Below are 25083 nucleotides of genomic sequence, written 5' to 3' on the forward strand. Positions count from 1 at the left end.
CTCTCCTTCGATCAACGTGCGGACGGTGACGTTGGTGCGGTGCGCGACTCGTGTCGCGGACCGCGGAAGGGTTCGGTCGTGGCGGCGGGCAGACCGAACACCTGTTCCCTGGCGACCGAGAGAGCCGAGTGCAGTGCGCCCGAGCGCACCGGCTTCCCGGTCACCATGGCCGAGTGGACCGGGGTGCGGGGCACCACCAGTCGACGCAGCTCCGACGCGACCAGGTCGGCGAGCGTGGCGCCGCCTGCCTGGGCGATGTCGCCTGCGAGCAGGACCAACTCCGGGTCCAGCACGGACACGACGTTGGCGACGCCGGTCGCGACGCGCCTGGCCAGGTCGACCAGGAACTCGCGGCCCGCGGGGCCTTCACCGAGGGCCTTGCGCACGGCCGCCTGACCGGTGCGCGCCGAGACGCCGTGCGCGCGGGCGAGCCGGACGATGGCCGCGTTGTCGAGCAGGTCGCCGTAGCGACCGCCGGCGCGGGTGGTGCCGGTGTCGGCGTGCGCGTGGTCGGGGATCTGCATGGCGTCGATCTCGCCCGCGCCGCCGGTGTGGCCGCGCAGCAGGACCCCGTTGACCACGACCGCCGCGCCCACCGCGTCGGCGGGCCACAGCAGCACGAAGTCGCGCACCCCGGTGGCGCGGCCGGCGATCATCTCCTCCAGCGCCACCAGGTTGACGTCGTTCTCCACGGTGACCGGCGCGCCGATCAGCTCGTGCAGCCGGCCCGGGATGTCGAAGCCCTCCCAGCCGGGCATGTGCGGCGCGTAGGACAGCCTGCCGGTGGCCGGGTCGACCGCGCCGGGGCTGCCGACCACCACGTGGTGCAGCTCGTCGGGGCTCAACCCCACCTGGCCCGCGGCCTTGGCGACCGCGCCGTGGAACGGCTCCAGCACACCGGTGCGGGGCATCGGCGCGCTGTGCTCGGTGAGGATGGTGCCGGAGATGTCGGCGATCGCCACGTCGACCTGGTCGGGTGTGAGGTCGATCGCGGCGACGTGGGCGAGTGCGCCGTTGACGGTCCACAACTGCGCTCGCGGACCGCGTCCGCCTCCTCGCAGACCGTTGCGCAGCACGGTTCCCTCGGTTTCCAGCCGGGTCAGCAGCTGGGCCGTCGCGGGCTTGGAGAGACCGATGATCCCCTCCAGCTCCGCCCTGGTCAGGGGGCCGTTGCGGAGCAGCGCCTCGATGGCGGCGCGGTCGTTGATCTCGCGCAGCAGTCGGGGGCTACCGGCTCGCATCGTCTCTCCTGTCTGTTAACTTTCCAGACGATTTCGTGAGGACGGTAGTGAGCGCGGTCACTCGGGTCAATGGGCCGATGCCGGCCTGTTACCTGTGGTAAGGAAAGGCTAAGGCAAGCTGGAGGGCATGACCGACACGCGTGAGTCGCTTGGCCAGTTGCTGGGTGGCCGTGGTGGCGCCGTGGACGCGTCGCTGCCGCCGTTGGCCTTCGCCCTCGGCTGGCTGCTCGCGGGCCAGTCCGTCGAGTGGGGCGCGCTCGCCGCCGTGGCGTGCGGGCTGGTGATCGCCGTGATCCGGGTGGTGCGCGGCGACAAGCCGCGCGCCGTCGTGGTGAGCGTGGCGCTGATCGTGCTGGCCGCGTACGTGGCGCTGCGCACCGGCCGGGCCGAGGACTTCTTCCTGCTCCAGGTGTTCGTGAACGCGGCCAGCGCGCTGGTCTGGACCGCGTCCATCGTGGTGCGGTGGCCGCTGCTCGGCGTGGTCGTCGGCCTGCTGACCGGGCAGAAGTTCCGCTGGCGCCGCGACCCCGACCTGATGCGGGCCTACCGGGTCGCGTCCTGGCCGTGGGTCGGGCAGTACGTGGTGCGGGTGCTGGTGTTCGGCGCGCTGTGGGCGACCGGCCAGGTGGTCGCCCTCGCGGTCACCCGGGTCGTGCTGACGTGGCCGCTCCAGGTGCTGTGCATCGCGGTCAGCTGGTACCTGCTCCGCCGCTCGCTGCCTGCGGACCACCCCGGTCTGCGGCACCCCCGCGAGTCCGCGCCGTCCTGAGTCCCGGTGGTCGAGCCGGACGCGCGGTGCCGCGAGGCGCGACCGCCGCGGCACCGGTCGGGTCGCCGCGGGATCAGGTGTCGGACACGCCTCAGGCGGGGCGCGGCGCCTGCGCGCCCAGGGTGGCCACCGCGGCCAACCAGGCCGCGCCGGGCGCGCCGTTCGTGGTGGTGGTGATCGGACCCGGGCCCCGGCGGGCCAGGGAGCGCCGCAGTGCCGCGCCCAGCGGGTGGGCGTGGATCAGGCTGCCGGTCAGCACCAGGGGTGTGCCCGGGGTGTGGCCCGCGAGCGCCAGCGCGGTCAGGTGGGCGACCGCGGCCGAGATGATCGCGTCGGCCGCCGGGTCCGCCGCGTTCGCGGTGACCAGCGGGGCGTAGGTGGCGAGGACGACGGGCGCGACCGCGTTGACCGCCGCGATCAGCTGCCGCCGGGTGGTCGCCTTCGCCCGGCCCAGCACGGCTTTCGTCAACGGGCTCTCGGTGCCCGCCTCCAACGCGCGCAGGGTCGCGCGCACCGCCTCGCGGCCGAGCCAGTAGGCCGAACCCTCGTCGCCGAGCAGCCAGCCGTCGCCGCCGGTGGTCGAGGTCAGCCGGTGGTCCTCGATGCGCGCGCCGATCGAGCCGGTGCCGGCGATCAGCACGGTGCCGTCGGGCGCGGGGGAGCCGGACGCGAACGCGGCCTCCGCGTCGGTGATCACGCGCATCGGGCAGCGCAACCCCGAGGACGCCCAGGCCTGCTCGAACAGCACCGACACCCGCGGGTCGGCCATCCGACTGGTGCCCGCCATGCCCAGCACACCGGACTGGACCTTGCGCGCGTCCAACCCGTCCAGCGCGGCGCGCAGGGCCTGCTCCACGTGCTCGGCGGCCTTCTCCGGCGGGTGGGAGTGCGGGTTCGCGCCGCCCGCCACCCCCGCGCCCAACCGTGAGCCGTCGACGTCCAGCACCAGTGCCCTGGTGGCCGTGCCGCCCGCGTCAAGACCGACGAAGAAGCCCATTCGAGCGAGTATTCCGCCAAGAAACCGGAACCGGCACGTCCAAAGGGGTTGTCAGTCCGTCACGACCTGTGCCCGCGACCCGGACGCGTTGTGGTGCTGGAGCACCAGGAACCGCGCCGACGGCCCGTCGAGCGCCAGCGCCTCCTCGTCCCGCACCACGTCCAGCGCCACGCCCGACCTGCCGACGAACGACAGCGCCGCCGCGCCCGCCGCCCGCACCGACAAGCCCGGCCGCAGCACGTCGAACGAGAACGTGCCCGGGATCCGGTCGACGTACCCGCCCTCGTTGCCCGGCGCGGGGTAGGAGCCCGTCGTGCCGACGGTGTAGGAGATCCGGGCCGACGGCGCGGTCGGGTCGAGGCCCAGCGCCGCCACGCCCACCGGCAGCACCACGACGTCGGTGTCCATCACGTTGGTGTCGACGTTGCCGTACTGCCCGTTCAGCGGCTGCTGGTCGACCACCGCGCCGTCGGACAGCCGCACCGTCTCCGCGACCCACACGTCCGCCGTCACGTTCCCGGTCGGGTCGGTCGGCTTCGCCGCCTTCACCGAGAAGTCCGGCAGCCCGTCGCCGGTCGTGTCGATCCGCACGTCCGGCGTGTTGCCGACGCCCAGGGTGTACCAGTCGCCCCAGGTCGCGATCCCGAACGCCAGCAGCGGCCTGGCCTCGTCCACCGGCGCGGTCGAGGACACGCCCACGTAGCGCAGGTCGCCGCCCTTGGCCGAGGTGTTCACCGCGCAGTCGGTCTTCACCTCGTCCGAGCAGTCCGGCAGCCGCGGGCTCTCGCCCTGCAACTCGAAGACCGACACCAGCGACCGGTACGCCTCGGGCCCGCTGCCCTGCGCCAACCCCTCGCCGCGCAACCGCAGCTTCCCGCCCACCAGCACCGCCGACAGGTCCGACACCGGCTTCGGCGCGGCGTACACCGGAACCCGCAGCACCGTCGCGCCCGAGGACACCAGCACCCGCCCGGACACCTCGGCCAGGAACTGCCGCGCCACCCCGTTCTGGGTGCGCTCCACCGTCGGGTCGCCCACCTTGCGCAGGTCGCCGCCGGTGAGCCGGAGTGTCACGGTCACCTCGGCCGACCCGCCCGCCGGCACCCGCACCGCGGCCGGCGTCACGTCGACCACCGCGCCCGGCACCTCGGTCGCGGCCTCGTACCGCAGCGTCACCTCGCGGTCGGCCGACGACTTGTTCACCAGCCGGACCGCCTTGTGCGGCAACGCGTTGCGCGCCACCTCCACCGGTCCGAACGACACGCCGACGGCGCCGCGCGAGTCGGTGACCATGGCCAGCAGGTCGGTGCCGAGCGCGTCCACCGCGTCCACCCGGCCCGCGCCGACCCGCATCGGTGCCTCGGGTTGCCCGGTGCCGTGGTCGTCGCCCGAGGTCACGCCCGCGCCGGCGGTGTTCATGATCGCCGCCTTGACCTCCTCGGGCGTCCACCCCGGGTGCGCCTGCCGCACCAGCGCGCCGATGCCCGCCACGTGCGGCGAGGCCATCGAGGTGCCGCCCTTGGACAGCGCGCCGTTGCCGGTGCCGACGCCCGCGGACACGATGGTGTCGCCCGGCGCGGCCACGTCCGGTTTCGCCGCCTCCCGACCGCGGGCGCCGCGCGCCGACGACGGCGTGAGGGTGTCCGCGAGCGTGGGGTTGCGCGTCGGCACCGAGTTGCGCAGCTTGCCGGTCAGCCGGACCCGCAGCGTCCCGGCCTCCAGCGCCGGTCGCACGGCCGCCGTCGCGGTCGCGGTGAACTGGAACGTCGGCACCGCGTCGTTGCCCGCGATGGCCGCCGAGAACACGTCCGCGGTCGAGGACAGCAGCACCCCGTCCGCGCCCGCGTCGCGCGCGTGGTCGGCCCGGATCGCCGAGCCGCACTTGCGCGTCACGTCGTCCTCGTCCCACTCCAGCCACACCAGGCTGCCCTTGAGGTCCTGGGTGATCGGCGCGCAGCCGTCCGCGTTCGCGGTGTCCGCCACGGTCACCACCGGCCGGGTCAGGTCCAGCGCGGGGTAGGCGGTGAAGTTCTGGCCGTACTGGCCGGGCAGGTCGCCGATCCCCTCCGCGTTCGCGCCGTCCAGCAGCGCGTAGGCGTCCCGGGTGTTGGCGACCGCGAGCACCTCGGGGGTGTTGCCGGGCGCGCCGCCCACGTCGTAGAAGTCGCCGCCGTTGCCCGCCGAGGCCACCACCAGCACGCCGTGCTCCACGAGCTTGCGGGCGAACAGGCCGTCCGGGTCGTCCTGGCCGCCGTAGTCGGTGCCCAGCGACATGTTCACCACGTCGAGGTGGTCGGACGGGTCGCCGTCGCCGTCCGGGTCGAGCGCCCAGTCCATCGCCTGGCCGGACAGGTTGGTGGAACCCTTGCAGCCGAACACCTTCAGCGCGTAGAGCGACGCGCCCGGCGCCGTGCCCGGCCCGATCCGCATGGTGTCCAGCTGCGCGTCGGTCAGCGTCGTGTGGTCGCCGGTGAACGTGCTGCCGTCGGCGTTCTCGCCGTACCCGGCGGCGGTGCCCGCGACGTGCGTGCCGTGACCCTGGCAGTCCAGCGGGTTCGGGTCCGGCTTCGGGGTGGCGTGCGCCGGGTCGAGCGCGTCGTACTCGTCGCCCGAGAAGTCGTAGCCGCCGACGACCTTGCCGGTGGGCGTCCACGGCCCGGACCGGTCGACCGCGTCGAACGCCTCCGTCGTGCCGGTGCCGCCGAAGTCCGCGTGCGTGTAGTCCACGCCGGTGTCGATGATCCCGACCCGCAGGCCCTGCCCGGTCTTGCCGGTCTGCCGCCAGATCCGCGCGGCCCGGGTGAGCTGCACCGCGCTCGCGTTCTGCACGGACTTGGGCACGGCCAGCCGCACCGACCTCACCTCGGGCAGCGCGGCCAGTTCGCGCACCTTCGCCGCGTCGGCGGTGACCACCACGCCGGGCACCGCGTTGGCCGTCTTGGCCACCTCGCGGGTGCCGGCGTCCTTGCCCCGCAGCACGTCCACGACCTTGTCGGCCACCTCGCCGGTGTCCGCGCGGCTCTCCCGGGCCGAGGACGCGGCCTGCGCGTCGCCCGCGCCGCCCGCCTTCTCGTCGGCGAACACCTGGGACGCGGGCGTCGTGGCCAGCTCCACGAACGCGGTGACCGCGCCGGTCGCCGCCGCCAGGGTGGTGCCGATCCGTTCGGACGACCCGCTCGCGGGCGCCGGCAGCGTCGAGGCGGCCAGCGGTTCGGGACGTTCGTCGTCCGCGCCCGCCACACCCGACGCGGCGAGCGTGGCGACCAGGGCCGCGGCCAGCAGGGCCACGCGGTGTCGCTTCATCGACTTCCTTCGTTCGGGCATCCCACTCATCGGACGACTCGGCCCGTCCGGTCTGGACGACGACATCGGAACGGGCTATACATCCGATGTATGTCCGTACTTTCCCAGGAGGACCAGCCTTGCAGTTCCCGCGGGTCGGAACACCGGGTTCGCCACGTCCCGCCGGCCGCGCGACCGGCGGCACGACGGGCCACCGCGCCTCGCCGACCGCCGTCGCCGGCGGGCCGGAGCAGGATTCTTCCAGCCTGGACGTGATCTTCGGAGCCGCCGGGCCGGTGCGCTACCCGACCCGGTGCACCGTCCCTCGTCCTGGTGACGACTTCACCCCTGGCGTCGCGACCGGAGTCGCTCCCGGTCATCCGAAACCGCTGTCGCTCCGCCGAGCGGGTGACGCGGTCGAGCGGGAAATCGAGGGACCGGTCATGCGACGACACACCCCCGGACGCGGCTGATGGCCCGCGTGGTGGCGCTGGACGTGGCGGGCGAGCAGGTCGTGCTGCGGACCGACGAGGGGCCCGACGGGTACGGGCGCGCGCCGGAGGGCGTGGACTGGCAGGCGCTCGCGCCGCACGTGGTGGGCAGGCACGCGCCGGAGCGGCCGGACCAGCTCGTCGCGCTGCGGGCCGACCTCGCGGGCGCGGACGACGCGGCGTTGGCGGCGGTGGTCAACGCGGCGTGGGACCTGGCGGCCCGGCGGGCGGGCGTGCCGCTGTGGCGGTTCCTGGCCGGGTTGTCGCCGGAGGAGGTGGTGGCCCTGGTGGACTTCGCGCCGCTGTCCGGCCTGCTGACCCGCGAGGAGGCCCTCGACATCCTGCGCCGCGCCGAGCCGACGCGGGCCGAGCGGACCGCGATCCTGGCGCTGGAGGGCCTGCCCGCGGTCGGCGACGACGACCACGTGCTGCCGCTCGACGCGTCGGGTGTGGACGGGAACCTCGCCCTGCTGCTGCTCGCGGCGAAGTCCGGCGTGCCGGTGCGCGGCGTGCACGAGTGGAGCGGGCACCTGTCGGCGTTCGACTACGTCGCGGTGTCCGGCGCGGACTCCGGCGGCGTCGGCGACCGGTACCGCGCGCCGACGGAGCCCGGACTGTCCTGAGTGGACGGTCCGGGTCGGACGCGCGGGCACCCACCCGTGCGTCCGGCCCGGACCGCCGACACCGGTGCGTCCGGACGCGATCCGCGAGCGGATCATCCGACTACTGGCCGGGACCGCGCTAGGACAGCCAGTGCTCCACGCTCGCCACGTGCACCGTCGACCACGAGCGGGCCAGGTCGGCCTGGCGGTCGGCCAGGGCGTCCACGATCGCCCGGTGCTCGGAGACCGTCCGCTCCACCGCGCCGCCCTCCGCGATGCCGCGCCAGATCCGGGCCCGGACGGTGGGGCCCGCCATCGTGTCCAGCAGCTGGGCGAGGTAGGCGTTGCCCGAGCACCGCGCGATGGCCTGGTGGAACTCCAGGTCGTGCCGGACCAGGTCCTCGACCGACCGGGTGGTCTCCGCCTCGTCGCACAGCGCCCGCAGCGCGGCGACCTCCTCCGGGCCGACCCGCTGCGCGGCCATCGCGGTCGCGGCCGGCTCCAGGATGCGCCTGACCTCCAGCACCTCCAGCACGGACTCCTCGCCCCGGTGCAGCTCCAGCACGAACGACAGCGCGCCCAGCAGGTCGTCGGCGCGCAGGCTGGACACGTAGGTGCCGTCACCCTGGCGCACGTCCAGGACCCTGACCAGGGACAACGCCTTCACGGCCTCGCGCAGCGAGTTGCGCGACAACCCCAGCCGCTCGGCCAGGTCGGCCTCGCGCGGCAGGCGGTCGCCCGGCTTCAGCTCCCCGGTCACGATCATTTCCTTGACGCGCAGGATCGCGTCGTCGGTCACTGCCACGCCGAAACCTCGACTCGTCGGTAGACCTCGGATGTCTGGCGCCAAGTATGGGCCAACGATCCGCGTCCGCCGGACGGCCCCGCCGGTTTGGCGAGCATTTACCGGAATCGAATCAGTACGGTTATCTTCCAACTTATACGTGACGTCTTGCACTGATTGCGGCCATAATGGTCTGGACCATTTTGGAGGAGGGACCTTGGACACGGTTGTCGCAGCTCCGCGAGCACTGCTCGGTCGCACCATCACCGGTCCCGCCGGCGTGCGCATCAGGGCGGGCCGGATCGAGGAGGTCGTCCCGGGTGACCCACCCGCCGGCGCCGAGGTGCTGACCGGGGGGCTGCTCACCGCGGGCCTGGTGGACGTGCAGGTCAACGGCGCGGTCGGGATCGACTTCGCCGAGGTCGACGCCGCCGGCATGCTCGCGGTCGCGAGAGCGCTCCCGCGCACCGGGGTCACCCGGTTCCTGCCGACGCTGATCACCGCGCCCGTGCCGGTGGCGGTGCGCCAGGCGCGCGACGTGCTGACCGCCGCGGCGGCGCTGCCCGAGGGATCGGGCGCGAAGCCGCTGGGCATCCACCTGGAGGGCCCGTTCCTGTCGCCGAAGCGGCCGGGCGTGCACGACCCGTCGCTGATGGTGGAGCCCGGACCGGCCCAGTTGGACGAACTGCTGTCCGACGAACTGCTGCGCACCTCGCTGCGCATGGTGACGCTGGCGCCCGAGCAGCCGTTCGGCCTGGAGGCCGTGCGCCGGCTCGCCGAGGCGGGCGTGCTGGTGGCCGTGGGGCACAGCGACGCGACCGGCGAGCAGACCCGTGCCGCGGCCGAGGCCGGCGCGCGCATGGTGACGCACCTGTTCAACGCGCAGCGCCCGCTCGGGCACCGCGAGCCGGGCGTGCCGGGCGTCGCCCTGGTGGACGACCGCTTCACCCTGGGCCTGATCGCCGACCTGGCCCACGTGGGTCCGGACGTGTGCCGGCTCGTGTTCAACGCGGCCGGGCACCGGGTCGCGCTCGTGACGGACGCCGTGGCCGCCGCGGGCATGCCTCCGGGCCGGTACCAGTTGGGCGGTGCGGACGTCGTGCTGACCGAGGACGGCGTGCCGCGCTCGCCGGAGGGCACCATCGCGGGCAGCGCGCTGACCCTGGACCGCGCCGTGCGCAACATCGTGTCGGTGGGCGTGGACGTGGCCGCCGCCCTGTCGGCCGCGACGGTGATCCCGGCCGACGTGATCGGCGAGCCGACCCTGGGCCGCCTGGCGCCGGGCGCCGTGGCCGACCTGGTCTGGTGGACCGACGACCTGCGCCCCCGCCGGGTGTGGGTCGACGGCGAGGTCGTCTACGACGCCGACCAGGACGCCCGCCGGCCGCTGGAAGCCGCCACGGTCGCCTGACCCCGCCCGAGGGCTCGTGGCACCCGGCCGGAGGACTCGCGAATGCCCGCGCGAGTCCTCCACCCAGGCCCCACGAGCCCTCGGCACGGGCACCCGCTCGGCGAACCCGCCCGCCGAGCGCCGAACGCGCGTGTCGCGGTGCTCCGGGAAACCGGACCACCCCGACACGCGCGTTCGCCTTTCGGGCGAAGGCCTCGAGAGCCCGGCGGACGGTTCGGGGTTCCGCGCCGCCGCTTCGTGCCGGACCGCGCGGTCCGCGACGTCCGTGTTCGCCTCCCGCCCACGAACGCCGCCACGCCCGGCGTGCCCCCAAGACCCCCGGGCACGCGAAAGGGGCGGTGGCCGCCGCGGCCACCGCCCCCCTCGAAGTCCTGGTCAGCGGGTCTGGGTGACCTTCTTCAGGCCGCGCGGGGCGTCCGGGTCGCCGCCGCGCGCCAGGGACAGGCCGTGCGCCAGGCGCTGGACCGGGAGGATCTCCAGGATCGGGGCCACCTCCTCGGCCGTCTCCGCCACCGGGATCCGGAGCGCGGCGGGCACATCGGACGAAGCCGACCCCACGGCGACCACGTCCGCGCCGCGCCCGTGGACCACGTCCAGGACGTCGTGCAGGGCGTCGCCGCCCTTGCCCTTGCTCGTCACCGCCAGCACGGCGGTCTCGCCGTCCACGGCCGCCACCGGGCCGTGCAGCAGGTCCGCGCCGCTGTACGCGCGCGCGGCCAGGTACGAGGTCTCGGCGAGCTTCAGCGCCGACTCCAGCGCCGACGGCAGCGAGTAGCCGCGGCCGGTGGTCAGCACCCGGTCCACGAACCGGTACCGCTGCACGGCGTCGGCCACCGCCTCCTCGGAGGCGTCCAAAGTGGACTGCGCGAGCGCGCCCAGCGAGGCCGCCGCCGCTCCGTCGCCGCCGCGGATCGCGTCGACCAGCAGGTACAGCGCCAGCAGCGTCGCGGAGTACGTCTTGGTCGCCGCCACGGCCTTCTCCAGGCCCGCGCCGACGTCCACCGACAGCTCGGCCGCGCCGTTGAGCGGCGAGTCCGAGGTGTTGGTCACCGCCACGGTCAGCGCGCCGCGGGCCCGCGCCGACTGCGTCACCTCGAGCAGGTCGGGCGACCCGCCGGACTGGGACACCGAGACCAGCAGCACATCCCGCAGGTCGGGCTGGGCGCCGTAGAGCGTCGTGGTGGACGGGGACACCAACCCGGCGGGCAGCTGCAACAGCACCTCGGTGAGGTACTTGGCGTACAGCGCCGCGTGGTCGGACGACCCGCGCGCGGCCAGCAGCACGAACCGCGGCTGCCGCTCCCGGATCACGTCGGCGACGCCCGCGATCGCGGACCGCCGGTCGTACAGGTCGGAGAAGATCCCGGGCTGCTGGTCGATCTCGGCCGCCATGTGCCTGCCGGGCTGGTGGTCGGTCATCGCAATAACCCCTGTCAGATGCTGGCGGCGATGCGCTCTGCCGCGGCACGCAGGCACACCCGTGAACCGCCATGGGTGTCCACGCGGGCAGCAGTGCCCAGGTCGGGACCCGGAACGCCGGTTTCGACGTGCACTAGGTCTAGACCAATGTTAACCAACGAGGTCAGCAGATCGCGAGCCCACGGGAACCGGTGGACCTCCCGAGTGACGACCACCACGGTACGCCCGGCCGCGAACGCCGCCACCTCGTCGGCGGACGCCACCGGCGCCACCGCGGTGCCGGGCACCAGCTCGACCAGGTACGGCGCCAGACCCCACGGCACCTCGCCCACCGCGATGGACGCCTCCACCGGCAGGTCGAGCACCACGGGCGGCCCGGACAGCCGCAGCGCGCCGCGGACCTCCAGCGCCCGCCGCGCGGCCTCCTGGCCGAGCGCGACGTCCCGACCCTCGCCGACCCTCGGCGGGGTGCCGAGCGCCGCCGTCCGGCGGGCCGCCTCCTCGAGCCGCTCGCGGGACAGCCTGCCGTCGCCGACCGCCGCCACGATGCTCTCGACCAGCCACTCCAGGCCCGCGTCGTCCAGCGGCTCGCCGCCGAGGCACAGCGCGTCGACACCGGCCGCCAGGGCCTTGACCGAGCCCGCGGCCAGGTCGCCGCCCACGGCCTTCATGTCCAGCCCGTCGGTGATCACCGCGCCGGTGAAGCCGAGTTCGTCGCGCAGCGCCCGCACCGCCACCTCGTTCAGCGTGGCGGGCTCCGGACCCCACTCGGGCACGACCAGGTGCCCGGTCATGATCGACCGGGCGCCCGCCAGCACCGCCGCGTGGAACGGCACGAACTCGACCGCGCGGAGTTCCTCGACGGTGCGGGGCAGCACCGGCAGCGCCTCGTGCGAGTCCACAGTGGACGCACCGTGGCCGGGGAAGTGCTTCGCGCACGCCGCGACACCGGTGGCCTGCAACCCCTCGACGTAGGCCGCCACGTGCCGGCCCGCGTGCGCCGGGTCGGAGCCGAACGACCGCACCCCGATGACCGGGTCCTCGAGCGTGAGCACCAGGTCGGCCGAGGGCGCGAGGTTCAGCGAGACCCCGCACGCGGCCAGCCGCGCGCCGATCGACGTGGCGACGGCCCGGGTCAGCCCCGGGTCGTCGGCCGCGCCGAGCGCGTGGTTGCCCGGCACCTCGGAGCCGCGCCCGTAGTCGAGGCGGGTGACGTCGCCACCCTCCTCGTCGATCCCGATGACCACGTCCGGCCGCACGCCGCGCAGCTGTGCGGACAGCGCCGCCACCTGCTCGTCGGACTCGACGTTGCGGCCGAACAGCACCACACCGCCGAGGCCGTCGGCGACCCGCTCCAGCAGCCAGTCGGGAGCGGTGGTCCCGTGGAAGCCGGGCAGCAGCACGGCCGAGGCGAGTCGGTGTAACGACATCGGTTACCCCTTCACCGCGCCGGCCGTCACGCCGCCGACCATCTTGCGCTGCACGATCAGGAAGAACACCAGCACCGGCAGGGTGAACAGGGCGGACGCGGCCATCGCGCCACCCCAGTCGGTGCCGAAGTTGGTCTGGAAACCGCTCAGCCACACGGGCAGGGTCTCCTTCGTCTGGTCCTTCATCAGCGACAGCGCGAACAGGAACTCGTTCCACGCGGTCACGAACGCGAACACCGACGTGGCGACCAGGCCGGGGCCCAGCAGCGGCAGCGTGACGCGCCAGAACGCGCCCCACCGGCCGCAGCCGTCGACCATGGCCGCCTCTTCCAGCTCGAGCGGGATCCCGTTGACGAACCCGCGCAACGTCCACGCGCAGAACGGCAGCGTCACCGCGAAGTAGATCAGCGCGAGCGCCGGCAGCTTGTCCAGCAGGTCGAGGTCGCGCATCATCAGGAACATCGGGATCAGCAGCGCTTCGAACGGCGCCATCTGCGCGATCAGCATGAGCAGCACGAAGCCCTTGCGGCCCCGGAAGCGCAGGCGGGAAAGCGCGACCGCCGCGAGCAGGCCCACCACGAGGGCGGCCAGCACGGCGGCCAGGGACACGAACAGGCTGTTGCCCAGCGCGTTCAGGAAGCCCGGCTTGTTCCACGCGGTCGAGAAGTTGACGTTCGTCAACGAGAACGGGATCAGGTCGTACCCCGTCGACAGCAGGTCGATGCGCGGCTTCAGCGCCGTGGTCACCATCCAGTAGGTCGGGAAGGCGAAGAACACGGCGATGAGGATCGCCGCGACGTTCGCCGCCACCTTCTTGGGCCTCACAGCTCACCCTCCTGGGATCGCACCAGCCGGCGCAGGTACGCGACGGTCAGCAGGGCCAGCAACGCCACCATGACCACGCTGATCGCGGCCGCGACGCCGAAGTGGCTCTTGGAGATGCCCTCCAGGTACTGGTAGACGGGCAGCGTCGTGCTGCCGCCGTCCGGACCACCGCGCTTGAACGCCCAGATCTGCGCGAACACCTTGAAGTCCCACAGCATCGACAGGAACGTCACCATCAGCAGCAGCGGCTTCAGCTCCGGCCAGGTGACCGCGCGGAAGGTCTGCCACGCCGACGCGCCGTCGATGCCCGCCGCCTCGTACTGGTCCTTCGGGATGCCGATGGCGCCCGCGTACAGCGAGAAGGCGAGGAACGGGACCGCCTGCCAGACGATCAGCAGCCCGATCACGCCGAGCGTGGACGTGCCCGTGGTGAACCACGAGTGCCCGGCGAACGAGTCGAAGCCCAGCTTCACCAGGGTCTTGTTCAGGATCCCGTACTGCTGGTCGAACATCCACTGGTAGACGGTGGTCGCCGCGAGCAGCGGCATCGCCCAGGCCAGCAGCATCGCGACCTGGAGCGCGATCCGCGCCGCGGTGCCGACCCGGCGCATCAGCAGCGCGATCAGCAGGCCCGCGAGGACCGAGGCGACCACGACGAACGCGGTGAACAGCACCGTGCGGAGCGCGATGGTCCAGAACGTCGAGTCGCCGAGGATCTGCGCGTAGTTGTCGAAGCCGACCCACACGACCTCGCCGCGCGTGAGCTCCTTGAGGTTGAGCTTGCGGAAGCTGGTCACCAGCACGGAGAGCACGGGCCAGCCGATCAACCACAGGATCGAGATGACCGCTGGGGCCAGCAGCAGGTAGGGCAGCAACCGGTCGAAGGCGCTGCCCCGACGGCGACGGGCGCCGTCCGGTGCGGCACGGCGCGGTGCCGACGAGGAACGCCTCGCCGGCACCGCGCTGTCGGTCGTGTTCACGGCCGTCATTGCTTTCGTCAGCCTGCCAGGAGCTTCGACAGGGCCGTGTTGGCGTCACCGGTCGCCTGGTCGAGCGACTTCGCACCGGTCAGGTACGCGGTCAGCATGTCCTTCAGCGGGTTCTGGCCGGACTCGACGGCGGCCCAGGCGGGCGTGGTCGGGGTGACCTTGCCGTTGGGGGCGGAGGCGGCGAGCGCCTTGCCGACGGGCGTGGTGGCCAGCTTGGCGGTGTCGGTCGACGTGCCGGGGACGGAGCCGCCCTCGGCCAGCTGGTCCTGGTACTTCTTGGAGGACAGCAGCTTCAGGTACTCCTTGGCCAGGTCCTGGTTCTTGGAGCCGGCCGGCACGGCGAGGTTCGAGCCACCGAGGAACACCGGCGCGGTCTTGCCGGCGGTCTTCGACGGGATCGGGAACGCGCCGGTCTTGTCCTTCAGCGTCGGGTCGGCCTTCGCGGCGGTGCCGACCTCCCAGGGGAGACCGATCATCATCGCGACGTGGCCCTTGCCGTACACCTCGGACTGCTGCGGGGTCGCCTCGTCGACGTCCTTCGGAGCCTTGGTGGCGGACGCGTCGACGAGCTTCTTGTAGAAGTCGACGCCGGCCTTGGCCTGCGGGGTGTTCAGCGAGCCGGCCCACGCGGAGCCCTGCGCCTTGGCGACGTCGCCACCCTCGTCCCAGATGAAGGACAGCAGGGTGTACCAGGACTGACCAGGCAGGTACAGCGCCTGGAACTCCGGGTCGGACGCGTTCGCGGCCTTCAGCTTCTCGATCGCGGCCAGCCACTCGTCACGCGAGGTGGGAGCGGCGGTGATGCCCGCGGCCTGGAACATGTCCGTGCGGTACAGGACCGTGCGGTTGGCGGCGTAGAACGGAACGCCGTACTGCTTGCCGTCCCAGGTCAGCGAGTCCTTGAGGCCCGAGAGCCACTGGTCGCCGTTGAGGGAGGACACGTCACCGCTCAGGTCGAGCAGCGTCTGCTCGGCCGCGAACTTCGCCGTCTGGGTGTTGCCCAGCTCGATCACGTCCGGCGGGGTGTTGCTGGTCAGAGCGGTGGTCAGCTTCTCCTGGATGCCGTTCCACTTCTGGACCTCGTACTTGACGGTGACGCCGGCGTGCGTGTCCTGGAACTCCTTGTTCAGCGCGTCGGTCAAGGTGGTCGGCGCGGAACCGTCCATCAACCAGACCGTCAGCGTCTTGGGTTCGCCGGACTTGCCGCTGTCGCTGCTCGGCGTGCTCGTGCCACATCCGGCCACGGCCACCGCGACTGCGGCGGCACCGACGGCCAGTCCTCTCCAGCCCTTCACGTTGTGCGCCCTTTCCCAATGCCCGGTCCCAGCGACCGGACGCCCTGAGTGGTGTAGACCAATGCGGCCTAGAGTGTGCCTCGCCACAGGGCATGTCAAGGACGTTGCTGGACCGTTGCAAAGTCATCGGATCAATTTTCGTCGGTCTTGTCGGGGGTTCGAGTCCACGTTCCGACGTGGACAAGGCATCCTGTGTCTGGGAGCGCTGGCAAGGTCGAGGAGGAAGGCATGCTGGATACGAGCCCTGGGAGCGGCTTGGACGCCAGGTCGCGCGCACAGCGCGAGCCGAAGTACTGGGGACTCAAGCGCCACCTGCTCGACCTGCTGCGCGCGTTGCCGCCGGGTTCGCCGATACCGACCGAGAGGTCGTTGGCGGCGGAGTTCGACGTCTCGCGCACGACGGTCAGGCAGGCGTTGGCCGAGTTGACCGTCGAGGGCAGGTTGCTGCGGGTGCAGGGCAAGGGCACCTTCGCGGCGGAACCCAAAGTGGCACAACGGCTTCAACTGTCCTCGTACACAGAGGACATGCGGGCTCAGGGCAGGCAGCCGTCGTCGCGGCTGATCGAGGCGTCGGAACAGCCCGCCGAGGCGGAACTGGCCCGACTGCTCGGTGTTCGTGCCGGCGCGAAGGTGTTGCGCCTGCACCGGCTGCGGTTGGCCGACGGCGAGCCGATGGCGATCGAGACGACCCACCTCGCACTGGGTCGATTCAGAGGCCTGCGTCGCTACCTGGCTCCTGGTGCCTCGCTGTACCAGGTGCTCAAGGAGCGCTTCGGCGTGGAGATGGGCCACGCCGAGGAGACTATTGAGACCGCGCTGGCCTCGCCCGAGGAGGCCGAGTTGCTGGGTGCGGACATCGGGCTGCCGATGCTGCTGCTGTCCCGTCACTCGTTCGACACGGAGGGCAACCCGGTCGAGTGGGTGCGCTCGGTCTACCGCGGCGACCGCTACAAGTTCGTGGCGACGCTGAACCGGCCTGTGTCCGATTGACCTGCCTCCGGCAGGTCGGCGTGGCCGCCTGGAAGTCGGCAGGTCGCGACTGATTTCCGTCGATCGAAGAGCGTGATCGACGGAAATCGGCCACGACCTGCCGACGCGGCCCCGCGGAAGGGCGCGGGCCCGCGGGGAGATGGTGGTCGGCTGCCGGGTGGACGAGGATGTGCCCCATGGCGGACACGGTCGGGTGGGGTACGGCGCAGGCCCGGTTCGTGCTGGCCACGACCATCCTCGGGTCCGGCATGGCGATGCTGGACAGCACGATCGTCAACGTGGCGCTGCCGCGGATCGGCGTCGAGCTCGGCGCCTCGGTGTCCGGGCTCCAGTGGATCCTCGACGGGTACCTGCTGGCGCTCGCCTCGCTGATCCTGGTGGCCGGGTCGCTCGGCGACCGGTACGGCAGGCGGCGGGTGTTCACCTTCGGGGTGATCTGGTTCGGCGCGGCCTCGCTGCTGTGCGGGCTGGCGCCGACCACGGAACTGCTGGTCGCGGCACGGGTGCTTCAGGGCGTGGGCGGCGCGCTGCTCACGCCGGGGTCGCTCGCGATCCTCCAGTCGGCGTTCGCCCGCGAGGACCGGGCGCGGGCGATCGGGGCGTGGTCCGGGCTCACCGGCGTGGCCGCCGCAGTCGGGCCGCTGCTCGGAGGACTGCTCGTGCAGGCCTGGTCGTGGCGGCTCGCGTTCCTGGTGAACCTGCCGGTGGCGGTCCTCTGCGTGTGGCTCGCCCGGCGGCACGTGCCGGAGTCGCGCGACGAGCAGGTGACCGGTCACCCCAACATCGGGGAGTCAGTCCTCGGAGCACTGGGTCTGGCCGGGGTGACCGCCGCGCTGGTCGAGGCGCCGGGTCGCGGGCTCGACGCGCTCGTCGTCGCGGCCGGGGTCACCGGGGTCGCCGCGCTGGTCGCGTTCGTCGTCGTGCAACGGCGCGGGCGGGACCCGCTGGTGCCGCCCGTGCTGTTCCGGAACCGGACGTTCGTGCTGGCCAACGCCCTGACGTTCCTGATGTACGCGGCGCTGGGCGGCGTGCTGGTGCTGATGGTGCTGCAACTCCAGGTGTCGCTGGGCTACCCGCCCACCCTGGCCGGCCTCGCCGGGCTGCCGATCACGGTGATCATGCTCCTGGCCAGTGCCCGGTCGGGTCGGCTCGCCCAGAAGGTCGGCCCACGGGCCCAGCTGGTCATCGGACCTGTGGTCGTCGGCGTCGGCATGCTGCTGCTGCGCGGCGCCGAGCCGGGCGCGTCCTACCTGACCGGCGTGCTGCCGGGCGTGACGGTGTTCGGCGCCGGGTTGGCGCTGGTGGTCGCGCCGGTCACGGCCACCGTGCTCGCCGCCGCGCCCGACCGGTTCGCGGGCGTCGCCTCCGGGGTCAACAACGCGGTGGCCCGGACCGGCAGCCTGGTCGCGGTCGCCGTGCTCCCGGCCGTGGCGGGGTTGACCGGGTCCGCCTACACCGACCCGGCCGCCCTCACCGCCGGCTGGCAGACCGCGCTGCTGGTGTGCGCCGTCGCCTCGGCCGCGGGCGGTCTGCTCGCCCTCGGTACCGACAACGGGGTGCTCTCCCCGTCTCAACCGGCTCCGCCCCACAGCTGCCCGGTGGACGGCCCGCCCGCCCACCGGGCGGCGCGCTAGAGGAGCGCGGCGAGGACGTCCGGGTCCACGTTGCCGCCGGAGACGACCGCGACGGAGGCCGGCGAGCGCAGCCTGAGCCACGCGGCGACGGCCACCGCGCCCGAGGGTTCGGCGATGATCCGGGTCTGCCGGGCCAGCGCCCGGACCGCGTCGGCGATCTCCTCCTCCGTCACCGTCACCACGTCGTCCACGCGGGCGCGGATGTGGGCGAAGGTCAGGTCCGACAGCACGGCGCGCAGCCCGTCGGCGGAGGTCCGCGCGCGGTCCTCGGCGGGCCAGGACACGACGGCGCCGGTCCGGAACGACTCGGCGGCGTCCGCGGCCAGTTCCGGCTCCACGCCGATCACCCTGGCGCCCGGCGCGAGCGCCTTCACCGCCGTCGCCACGCCCGAGATCAGCCCGCCGCCGCTCACCGGCACCAGCACGGTGCCGACCTCGGGGAAGTCCTCGGCGATCTCGAGGCCGACGGTGCCCTGCCCGGCGATCACGTCCGGGTGGTCGAACGGCGGGATGAGCGCCGCCCCGGTTTCGGCCACGAGCTCGGCCGCCCGCGACTCGCGCTCCGCCATGGGCACAAGCTCGACCCTCGCTCCGTACGCGCGGGTGGCCGTGACTTTGATCACAGGGGCGTTTTCGGGCACCACGATCGTCGCCTGAATGCGAAAAAGTTTCGCTGCGTAGGCGACCGCTTGCGCGTGGTTGCCGCTCGAGTACGCCACCACGCCTCGGGCCCGGACGTCCTCGGGCAGTCGCGCGATCGCGTTCAGGGCGCCCCGGATCTTGAACGCGCCCACGGGTTGCAGCGATTCGGGCTTCACCGACAACCCGTCGGCGAACCGGAGGAGCGGGGTCCGCACGGCGGCGGGTCGGATCACGGCGGCGGCCGCGCGGATGTCGGCGAGGGTCACGAGGTCCATGGACTCCATGATCCGGTGCCGCTCATCGAGTCATCGGGGACCCGAAGCGGCTACGGAATGTCTCTCGTTGTCACCCGGTAAGACCAAGACTTTTCACAGTCGGGCTACGCGCACGCCCGGAACCCTTACTTCTGGCAAATCACCCCAAATCGGTGATCGAGTAACTACCTTGAGTGAGAGTTAACTGTCAACTGCTACACAGCGCAGTCAAGCCGGCGTGGTCTGTGACACACTTCAGCCCCGGATGGCCTGAGCCGTTATAGGTAACAGGCTGATAACGTCGCTCGAACGGGCGAATACCGGTCGGTAGTGACCGCGGAAAGGGGAGCGCCGATGGCGGACGCGCGGACGCTTCCCGCCCCATTCGGGCCTTTTGCGACGGGGAAGAAAAAAAGGGGTGGGGCGACCCCTGCCGCCGCCCCACCACCCGTCCCCCTAGAGCCCCCGAGAGAGGTCCCTGCAACCAGCCTCTCGGGTTCCCTGCACCCGAAGATGAGGGAGACGTCCATATGAACCGCACGAGTGCGGTCCGCCTCGCGGTGGCTGTCCTGCTCACCACCGGCGCGGCTTCGACTCTCAGCGTACCGGCGATCGCGGACCCCGCCGCCCCCGATGCGACGGTGGGATCCAACACGGAGAGCTACCCGGCCGAGTTGCTCCAAGCGGTGCAACGCGACCTCGGCCTGAACGCCGATCAGGCACGCGTCCGTCTGGCGAACGACGCCAGGGCGGGCGAAGTCGAGAGCAAGGCCCGCGCCGCCGTCGGCGACGCGTTCGCGGGCGCCTGGATCGACCGGTCCACGGGCCGGCTGACGGTCGGCGTGACCGACCCGGCGAAGACCAACGCGGCCCTGGCGGCGGGCGCCGACGTGAAGGTCCAGGCCTACTCGGCCCGGCAGCTCACCGGAACGAAGAACGTCCTCGACGCGCTGACGGCTCCGCTGTCCATCACCGGGTGGCGGGTCGACGACGAGGGCAACAAGGTCGTCGTGGAGGTCGACCGGTCGACCCGGGACGCGGCGGCGGAGAAGTTCCTGAGCGCGGCGAAGGCGCTCAGCCCGGCGGTCACCGTGGTCGAGGTCACCGAGTCGCCCACCCCGCTGTACGACACCAGGGGCGGTGACGCGTACTACATCGGCAGCGGCAGCCGCTGCTCGATCGGCTTCGCGGTCACCGGCGGGTTCGTCTCGGCGGGCCACTGCGGCAAGTCCGGCAACACCACCACGGGCTTCAACCGCGCGGCGCAGGGCACGTTCCGCGGCTCGTCCTTCCCGGGCAACGACTACTCCTGGGTCGCGACGAACTCGAGCTGGACGTCCCAGCCGTGGGTCAACCGCTACAACGGCACCAACGTGATCATCAAGGGCTCCACCGAGGCCGCGGTCGGCGCGTCGATCTGCCGCTCCGGCTCCACCACGAACTGGCGCTGCGGCACCGTGCAGCAGAAGAACTCCACGGTGAACTACCCGCAGGGCTCGGTGTCCGGCCTCACCCGCACGAACGCGTGCGCCGAGCCGGGCGACTCGGGCGGCTCGTGGGTGGCGGGCACCGGCTTCGGCCAGGCCCAGGGCGTCACGTCCGGCGGTTCGGGCAACTGCTCGTCGGGCGGCACCACGTACTTCCAGCCGGTGGGCGAGATCCTCAGCGCGTACAACCTGAGGCTCACCACGGGCTGACGCACGGCGGAGCGCGGTCGACCACCCCTGCGGACCGCGCACCCGGTTGGAAAAGGACACCCCTCGGGCCGGCACCCGAACTCTCCCCCTCGGCCCGGGGGTGTCCCCTCCCCGTCAGTCGAACTGCACGGACCGCTTGGACAGCCCGTACCAGAAGCCGTCGACGGTCGTCGTCGGCGCGTCCCGGTCGGCGCTCGCGCCCAGCGCCACGAACAGCGGCGCGAGGTGCTCGGTGCGCGGGTGCGCGATACCGGCCGCCGGCGCCTTGTGCGCGAAGTCGAGCAGAGAGTCCACGTCGCCCGCGGCGAGCGCGCGGCCGGCCCAGTCGTCGAACTCCGCCGACCACGAGGGCGGCAGGTGGTCGGGGGCTCGGCCCAGGTCGACGCAGCTCAGGTTGTGCGTCATGAACCCCGAGCCGACGACCAGGACTCCCTGGTCCCGCAACGGCTTCAGCCGGCGGCCGATCTCGAACAGCCGGCGCGGGTCGAGCGTCGGCATCGACATCTGGAGCACCGGGACGTCGGCGTCCGGGTACATCTCCTTCAGTGGCACGTAGGCGCCGTGGTCGAGGCCGCGGTCCTCGTCGTGCGCGACCGGCTCGGCGACCAGCTTCGCCACGTCGGCGGCCAGGTCGGGCGCGCCGGGCGCGGTGTAGGTCACGTCGTAGAACCGCTGCGGGAAGCCCCGGAAGTCGTAGGTCAGCGGCACGGTGCGGGTCGCGCCCAGGGTCAGCGGGTCGTTCTCCCAGTGCGCGGACACGACCAGGATCGACTCCGGGCGCGGCAGCGCCGCGGACCAGGCCGCCAGCTCGCCGGTCCACCGCTCGTCGTCGGCCAGCGGGGGAGCCCCGTGGCCCAGGTACAGCACAGGCATCACGAGGACGACTGTACGCCCCTTAGTTGAAGTTTCAACCAGGCGGCCGCGGCCCGGGGGTCCTCGGCCTCGGTGATCGCGCGCACCACGACCACCCGCGTCGCGCCCGCCGCCAGCACCTCGGGCAGCCGCTCCCGGTCGATCCCGCCGATCGCGAACCACGGCCGGTCGGTGGTGCCGGCGGTGGCGCGGACCAGGTCCAACCCCGGCGCGGGCCGACCCGGCTTGGTCGGCGTCGGCCAGCACGGCCCGGTGCAGAAGTAGTCGACGCCCGGTTCCGCGGCCGCCGCGCGGGCCTGCGCCACGTCGTGCGTCGAGCGGCCGATCACCACGCGCTCGCCCAGCACCCGGCGGGCGAGCGGCACCGGCAGGTCGTCCTGGCCCAGGTGCAGCACGTCGGCGTCCACCGCGAGCGCCACGTCCGCGCGGTCGTTCACCGCCAGCAGCGCGCCGTGCCGCGCGCACGCCTCGGCGAGCACCTCCAGCGCGGCGATCTCCTGCCTGGCCTCGATCCCCTTGTGCCGCAACTGGATCACGTCGACCCCGCCGGCCAGCGCGGCGTCGGCGAACTCGGCGAGGTCCGGTCGGTCGGCGGTGCAGAGGTAGAGCCGGGCGTCGGCGAGGCGGGTTCTGGTCGTGGTGGCGTCGAGTCCTGGCACGGGCCGCACGGTAACCGCCGGCTCGTGGCGTGCGCTACGGTGGAACCGGTCCGCACGGGAGCCTGGAGAACACCGGGCTGAGAGGGAGCGTGGTTCGCTCCGACCGTCGAACCTGATCCGGGTCATGCCGGCGCAGGGAGCGTGAGTGCTGTGGGTGTCCGAGTGATCGGCGGCGGGGTCATCGGGTTGTCGGTGGCCTGGTTCGCCGCGCGTGCCGGGTTCGCCGTGACGGTGGTCGACCGGCCCTCGCCGCACGGCGGCTCGTGGGTCGCGGGCGGCATGCTCGCGCCGATCACCGAGGCCTGGCCCGGCGAGGAGGACGTGCTCGACCTGGGCGTCGAGTCCCTGACCCGCTGGCCGGACTTCGCCCGCGACCTGGGCGTTCCGCTGAGCGACCGCGGCACCCTGGCGGTGGCGGTGGACTCGGCCGACGTCGAGGTGCTCGACCAGCTGCGCTCCTACCTGACCGCGCGCGGCCGCGCCGCGGAACGCCTGACCGGCCGCGAACTCCGCGCCCGCGAACCGGGCTTCGGCCGTTCGGTCCGAAGTGGACTGTCGGTGCCGGGCGACGTGTCGGTGGACAACAGGGTGCTGCTGCGCGCTTTGCGCGACGCGTGCACCGCGCACGGCGTGCGCTTCGAGCCCGACACCCCCGATCCCGCGACCTCCTCCGAGGCGGACGCACCCGAGGCCCCGGCCCGATCCGCCGGACCGGGGACGTCGAACGGCCCGGCCCGCGGCGTCCGGCACGCCCCCGAACCCGTCGACGCCCCGGCACCCGGGTCCGACCGCGCGCGCCGCCCCTCCCGGTCCGCCGGTCCCGATCTCCCGACACCCGACGTCACGGTGATCGCCGCCGGTGCCTGGAGCGGTGGGCTGCACCCCTTGCTGCGCAACGTGATCCGTCCCCTCAAAGGCGAGATCGTCCGGCTGGCCGCCCGGCCCGGCGCGCTGCCGCCGCCGGCGCACACCCTGCGTGCCCACGTCGAGGGCCGGCCCCTCTACCTGGTGCCCCGCGCGGGCGGGTTGGTGCTCGGCGCCACGCAGTACGAGGCCGGGTTCGACGGGGCCGCCACGGCCGGCGGGGTGTTGACGCTGCTGCGCGACGCGGAGGTGGTGTGGCCCGGTGTCGCGGAGTACGCGGTCGTCGAGACCGCCGCCGGGTTCCGGGCCGGGAGTCCCGACAACGCGCCGGTCATCCGATGGCTGGAGCCCGGGGTGCTCGCCGCGACCGGCCACCACCGCAACGGTCTGCTGCTCGCGCCGGTCACGGCCGAGCGCGTGCTCACCCTGCTCCGCGAAGGAGGACCGCGTTGCTGACGGCGAAGGTCAACGGCCGGGAGCGGGAGTTGCCCGACGGGGCGACCGTGACCACCGTGCTCGAACTGCTGGGCGCGCCCGCGACGGGGGTGGCGGTGGCGCTGGACGGCGAGGTCGTGCCGCGCGCCGCGTGGGCCGCGACACCGGTGCCCGCCGGCGCGGCCGTCGAGGTGCTGACCGCGGTGCAGGGAGGCTGAGGACGTGGACGACCCCTTGGTGATCGCCGGACGGGAGTTCGGGTCGCGGCTGGTGATGGGCACCGGCGGCGCGGCGAACCTGTCCGTGCTGGAGCGGGCGCTCGTCGCGTCCGGCACCGAGTTGACCACCGTCGCGCTGCGCCGGATGGACGCGGGCGGCGGCACGGGCGTGCTGGAGCTGTTGCGGCGCCTGGGCATCGCGGCCCTGCCGAACACCGCGGGCTGCCGGACCGCCGCCGAGGCCGTGCTGACCGCGTGGTTGGCGCGCGAGGCGCTGGAGACCGACTGGGTCAAGCTCGAGGTGGTGCACGACGACCGCACGCTGCTGCCCGACCCCGTCGAACTGCTCGACGCGGCGGAACGCCTGGTGGACGACGGTTTCGTGGTGCTGCCCTACACCAACGACGACCCGGTGCTGGCCCGCCGGCTCGAAGACCTCGGCTGCGCCGCGGTGATGCCGCTCGGCTCGCCCATCGGCACCGGGCTCGGCATCCGCAACCCGCACAACATCGAGCTGATCGTGGCGCGGGCCGGGGTGCCGGTGGTGCTGGACGCGGGCGTCGGCACGGCGTCGGACGCCGCGTTGGCCATGGAACTCGGCTGTGCCGCGGTGTTGCTGGCGACGGCCGTGACGCGGGCCCAGGACCCGGAGCGGATGGCGGCCGCGATGCGCGCCGGCGTGGAGGCCGGTCGCCTGGCCAAACTCGCGGGCCGGATACCCAAGCGGTTCTGGGCGCAGGCCTCGTCACCGGTGTCCGACGGCTGAAACGGCGATCACCCGACGGGCGGTGGTCGGGCGGCACGGCATGATGGATGCTGAACCACCCACCCCGCCCGAGGAGGACATGCCGTGACGGCCGACCCCGTCGAGGACGCCACCGCGCGGCTCTACCTCGCCATCGGCAGGCTTTCCCGACTGCTGCGCCGGACCGGTTCGCCGGGCCTCGGCCCGGGCGCGGTGAGCGCGCTGGCCACGTTGGCGCGGTGCGGCCCGATGCGGTTGGGCGACCTCGCGAACAAGGAGGGCGTCGCGCCGCCCACCCTGTCCCGCATCGTCGCGGCGCTGGTGGAGGCGGGCTACGTCAAGCGCGAACCCGACCCCCAGGACGGCCGGGCCTGGCTCGCGACACCGACACCCGAGGGCGAGACGATGGTGTCCGGCGTCCGCTCGGCGCGCGTCCAGGAACTCCAGCGCCGCATCGAGGACCTGACCCCGGAACACCGGGACGCCCTCGTCAACGCCCTCCCCGCCCTGGAGGTCCTGGTGGGCGAAGCGGGCTGA

22 protein-coding genes and 1 riboswitch are annotated in these 25083 nt (G+C 73.1%); of the genes, 10 read left to right on the top strand and 12 right to left on the bottom strand.

What is annotated here, in order from left to right; genetic code table 11:
• Nucleotides 1-11: 11 nt before the first annotated feature.
• Nucleotides 12-1241, bottom strand: a complete 1230-nt coding sequence (locus AB0G50_RS23190) for an ROK family transcriptional regulator (RefSeq protein WP_360112044.1) — start codon at nucleotides 1239-1241, stop codon at nucleotides 12-14.
• 127 nt (nucleotides 1242-1368) lie between these two features.
• On the opposite strand from AB0G50_RS23190, the gene AB0G50_RS23195 reads away from it, so the two are divergent.
• Nucleotides 1369-2010 (top strand): DUF3159 domain-containing protein, encoded by a 642-nt coding sequence (locus AB0G50_RS23195; RefSeq protein ID WP_360112045.1) that lies wholly within the window; start codon nucleotides 1369-1371, stop codon nucleotides 2008-2010.
• Between the two features lie 91 nt (nucleotides 2011-2101).
• Here AB0G50_RS23195 and AB0G50_RS23200 read toward each other — a convergent pair whose 3' ends face one another.
• Both AB0G50_RS23200 and AB0G50_RS23205 read right to left on the bottom strand, forming a co-directional pair.
• A complete protein-coding gene (locus AB0G50_RS23200; protein WP_360112047.1) occupies nucleotides 2102-3007 on the bottom strand; it encodes a BadF/BadG/BcrA/BcrD ATPase family protein in 906 nt (301 codons plus the stop codon).
• A 51-nt stretch (nucleotides 3008-3058) separates the two neighbouring features.
• Nucleotides 3059-6310 (bottom strand): S8 family serine peptidase, encoded by a 3252-nt coding sequence (locus AB0G50_RS23205; protein ID WP_360112049.1) that lies wholly within the window; start codon nucleotides 6308-6310, stop codon nucleotides 3059-3061.
• Between the two features lie 451 nt (nucleotides 6311-6761).
• Here AB0G50_RS23205 and AB0G50_RS23210 point away from each other — a divergent pair, with 451 nt between their 5' ends.
• Complete coding sequence (locus AB0G50_RS23210) at nucleotides 6762-7403, top strand: hypothetical protein (RefSeq protein ID WP_360112051.1); 642 nt, start codon at nucleotides 6762-6764, stop codon at nucleotides 7401-7403.
• Nucleotides 7404-7521: 118 nt separating this feature from the next.
• Here the strand turns inward: AB0G50_RS23210 and AB0G50_RS23215 are convergent, their stop codons facing one another.
• Nucleotides 7522-8187: a FadR/GntR family transcriptional regulator gene (locus AB0G50_RS23215; RefSeq protein WP_360112053.1), complete on the bottom strand. Its 666-nt coding sequence runs from the start codon at nucleotides 8185-8187 to the stop codon at nucleotides 7522-7524.
• A 196-nt stretch (nucleotides 8188-8383) separates the two neighbouring features.
• Here AB0G50_RS23215 and nagA point away from each other — a divergent pair, with 196 nt between their 5' ends.
• Nucleotides 8384-9577, top strand: a complete 1194-nt coding sequence (gene nagA / locus AB0G50_RS23220; protein ID WP_360112055.1) for an N-acetylglucosamine-6-phosphate deacetylase — start codon at nucleotides 8384-8386, stop codon at nucleotides 9575-9577.
• A 375-nt stretch (nucleotides 9578-9952) separates the two neighbouring features.
• Here the strand turns inward: nagA and AB0G50_RS23225 are convergent, their stop codons facing one another.
• The 5 genes from AB0G50_RS23225 to AB0G50_RS23245 are packed head-to-tail and all read right to left on the bottom strand — an operon-like array spanning nucleotide 9953 to nucleotide 15535.
• Complete coding sequence (locus tag AB0G50_RS23225) at nucleotides 9953-10996, bottom strand: SIS domain-containing protein (RefSeq protein ID WP_360112057.1); 1044 nt, start codon at nucleotides 10994-10996, stop codon at nucleotides 9953-9955.
• Nucleotides 10997-11010: 14 nt separating this feature from the next.
• Nucleotides 11011-12426 carry a glycoside hydrolase family 3 N-terminal domain-containing protein gene (locus AB0G50_RS23230; RefSeq protein WP_360112058.1) on the bottom strand — a complete coding sequence of 472 codons (1416 nt, stop codon included), beginning with the start codon at nucleotides 12424-12426 and terminating at the stop codon, nucleotides 11011-11013.
• A gap of 3 nt (nucleotides 12427-12429) precedes the next feature.
• Nucleotides 12430-13251, bottom strand: a complete 822-nt coding sequence (locus tag AB0G50_RS23235) for a carbohydrate ABC transporter permease (protein ID WP_360112060.1) — start codon at nucleotides 13249-13251, stop codon at nucleotides 12430-12432.
• Complete coding sequence (locus AB0G50_RS23240; protein WP_360112062.1) at nucleotides 13248-14240, bottom strand: sugar ABC transporter permease; 993 nt, start codon at nucleotides 14238-14240, stop codon at nucleotides 13248-13250. The genes AB0G50_RS23235 and AB0G50_RS23240 overlap by 4 nt, the downstream gene beginning before the upstream one ends.
• An 8-nt stretch (nucleotides 14241-14248) precedes the next feature.
• Nucleotides 14249-15535: a sugar ABC transporter substrate-binding protein gene (locus AB0G50_RS23245; protein WP_360112064.1), complete on the bottom strand. Its 1287-nt coding sequence runs from the start codon at nucleotides 15533-15535 to the stop codon at nucleotides 14249-14251.
• A 228-nt stretch (nucleotides 15536-15763) separates the two neighbouring features.
• Here AB0G50_RS23245 and AB0G50_RS23250 point away from each other — a divergent pair, with 228 nt between their 5' ends.
• Both AB0G50_RS23250 and AB0G50_RS23255 read left to right on the top strand, forming a co-directional pair.
• The gene (locus AB0G50_RS23250) at nucleotides 15764-16525 is read left to right on the top strand and encodes a GntR family transcriptional regulator (RefSeq protein ID WP_360112066.1); all 762 of its coding nucleotides are present in this window, start codon (nucleotides 15764-15766) and stop codon (nucleotides 16523-16525) included.
• 176 nt (nucleotides 16526-16701) lie between these two features.
• Nucleotides 16702-18159, top strand: a complete 1458-nt coding sequence (locus AB0G50_RS23255; RefSeq protein ID WP_360112068.1) for an MFS transporter — start codon at nucleotides 16702-16704, stop codon at nucleotides 18157-18159.
• Here the strand turns inward: AB0G50_RS23255 and AB0G50_RS23260 are convergent.
• Nucleotides 18156-19076 (bottom strand): threonine/serine dehydratase, encoded by a 921-nt coding sequence (locus AB0G50_RS23260; RefSeq protein WP_360112070.1) that lies wholly within the window; start codon nucleotides 19074-19076, stop codon nucleotides 18156-18158. The genes AB0G50_RS23255 and AB0G50_RS23260 overlap by 4 nt on opposite strands.
• Nucleotides 19077-19696: 620 nt before the next feature.
• On the opposite strand from AB0G50_RS23260, the gene AB0G50_RS23265 reads away from it, so the two are divergent.
• Complete coding sequence (locus tag AB0G50_RS23265) at nucleotides 19697-20752, top strand: S1 family peptidase (protein WP_360112072.1); 1056 nt, start codon at nucleotides 19697-19699, stop codon at nucleotides 20750-20752.
• A gap of 114 nt (nucleotides 20753-20866) precedes the next feature.
• Here AB0G50_RS23265 and AB0G50_RS23270 read toward each other — a convergent pair whose 3' ends face one another.
• Nucleotides 20867-21625, bottom strand: coding sequence for a class III extradiol ring-cleavage dioxygenase (locus tag AB0G50_RS23270; RefSeq protein WP_360112074.1), 759 nt, complete (start codon nucleotides 21623-21625; stop codon nucleotides 20867-20869).
• Nucleotides 21625-22284, bottom strand: coding sequence for a thiamine phosphate synthase (gene thiE / locus AB0G50_RS23275; protein WP_360112076.1), 660 nt, complete (start codon nucleotides 22282-22284; stop codon nucleotides 21625-21627). The genes AB0G50_RS23270 and thiE overlap by 1 nt, the downstream gene beginning before the upstream one ends.
• A gap of 44 nt (nucleotides 22285-22328) precedes the next feature.
• Nucleotides 22329-22440: riboswitch (TPP riboswitch) on the top strand.
• On the opposite strand from thiE, the gene AB0G50_RS23280 reads away from it, so the two are divergent.
• The 4 genes from AB0G50_RS23280 to AB0G50_RS23295 all read left to right on the top strand — a co-directional run bounded on the left by AB0G50_RS23280 (nucleotide 22426) and on the right by AB0G50_RS23295 (nucleotide 25083).
• Complete coding sequence (locus AB0G50_RS23280; RefSeq protein WP_360112078.1) at nucleotides 22426-23604, top strand: FAD-dependent oxidoreductase; 1179 nt, start codon at nucleotides 22426-22428, stop codon at nucleotides 23602-23604. (Overlaps the previous riboswitch by 15 nt.)
• Nucleotides 23601-23801, top strand: a complete 201-nt coding sequence (gene thiS, locus AB0G50_RS23285) for a sulfur carrier protein ThiS (RefSeq protein WP_360112119.1) — start codon at nucleotides 23601-23603, stop codon at nucleotides 23799-23801. The genes AB0G50_RS23280 and thiS overlap by 4 nt, the downstream gene beginning before the upstream one ends.
• Nucleotides 23802-23805: 4 nt before the next feature.
• A complete protein-coding gene (locus AB0G50_RS23290; protein WP_360112079.1) occupies nucleotides 23806-24567 on the top strand; it encodes a thiazole synthase in 762 nt (253 codons plus the stop codon).
• Between the two features lie 84 nt (nucleotides 24568-24651).
• On the top strand, nucleotides 24652-25083 hold the full coding sequence (locus AB0G50_RS23295) for a MarR family transcriptional regulator (RefSeq protein ID WP_360112081.1): 432 nt from the start codon (nucleotides 24652-24654) through the stop codon (nucleotides 25081-25083).

Origin of the sequence: Actinosynnema sp. NPDC020468 (genome assembly GCF_040642015.1) — a bacterium.
In the GTDB taxonomy this organism is placed as follows: Bacteria; Actinomycetota; Actinomycetes; order Mycobacteriales; family Pseudonocardiaceae; genus Actinosynnema.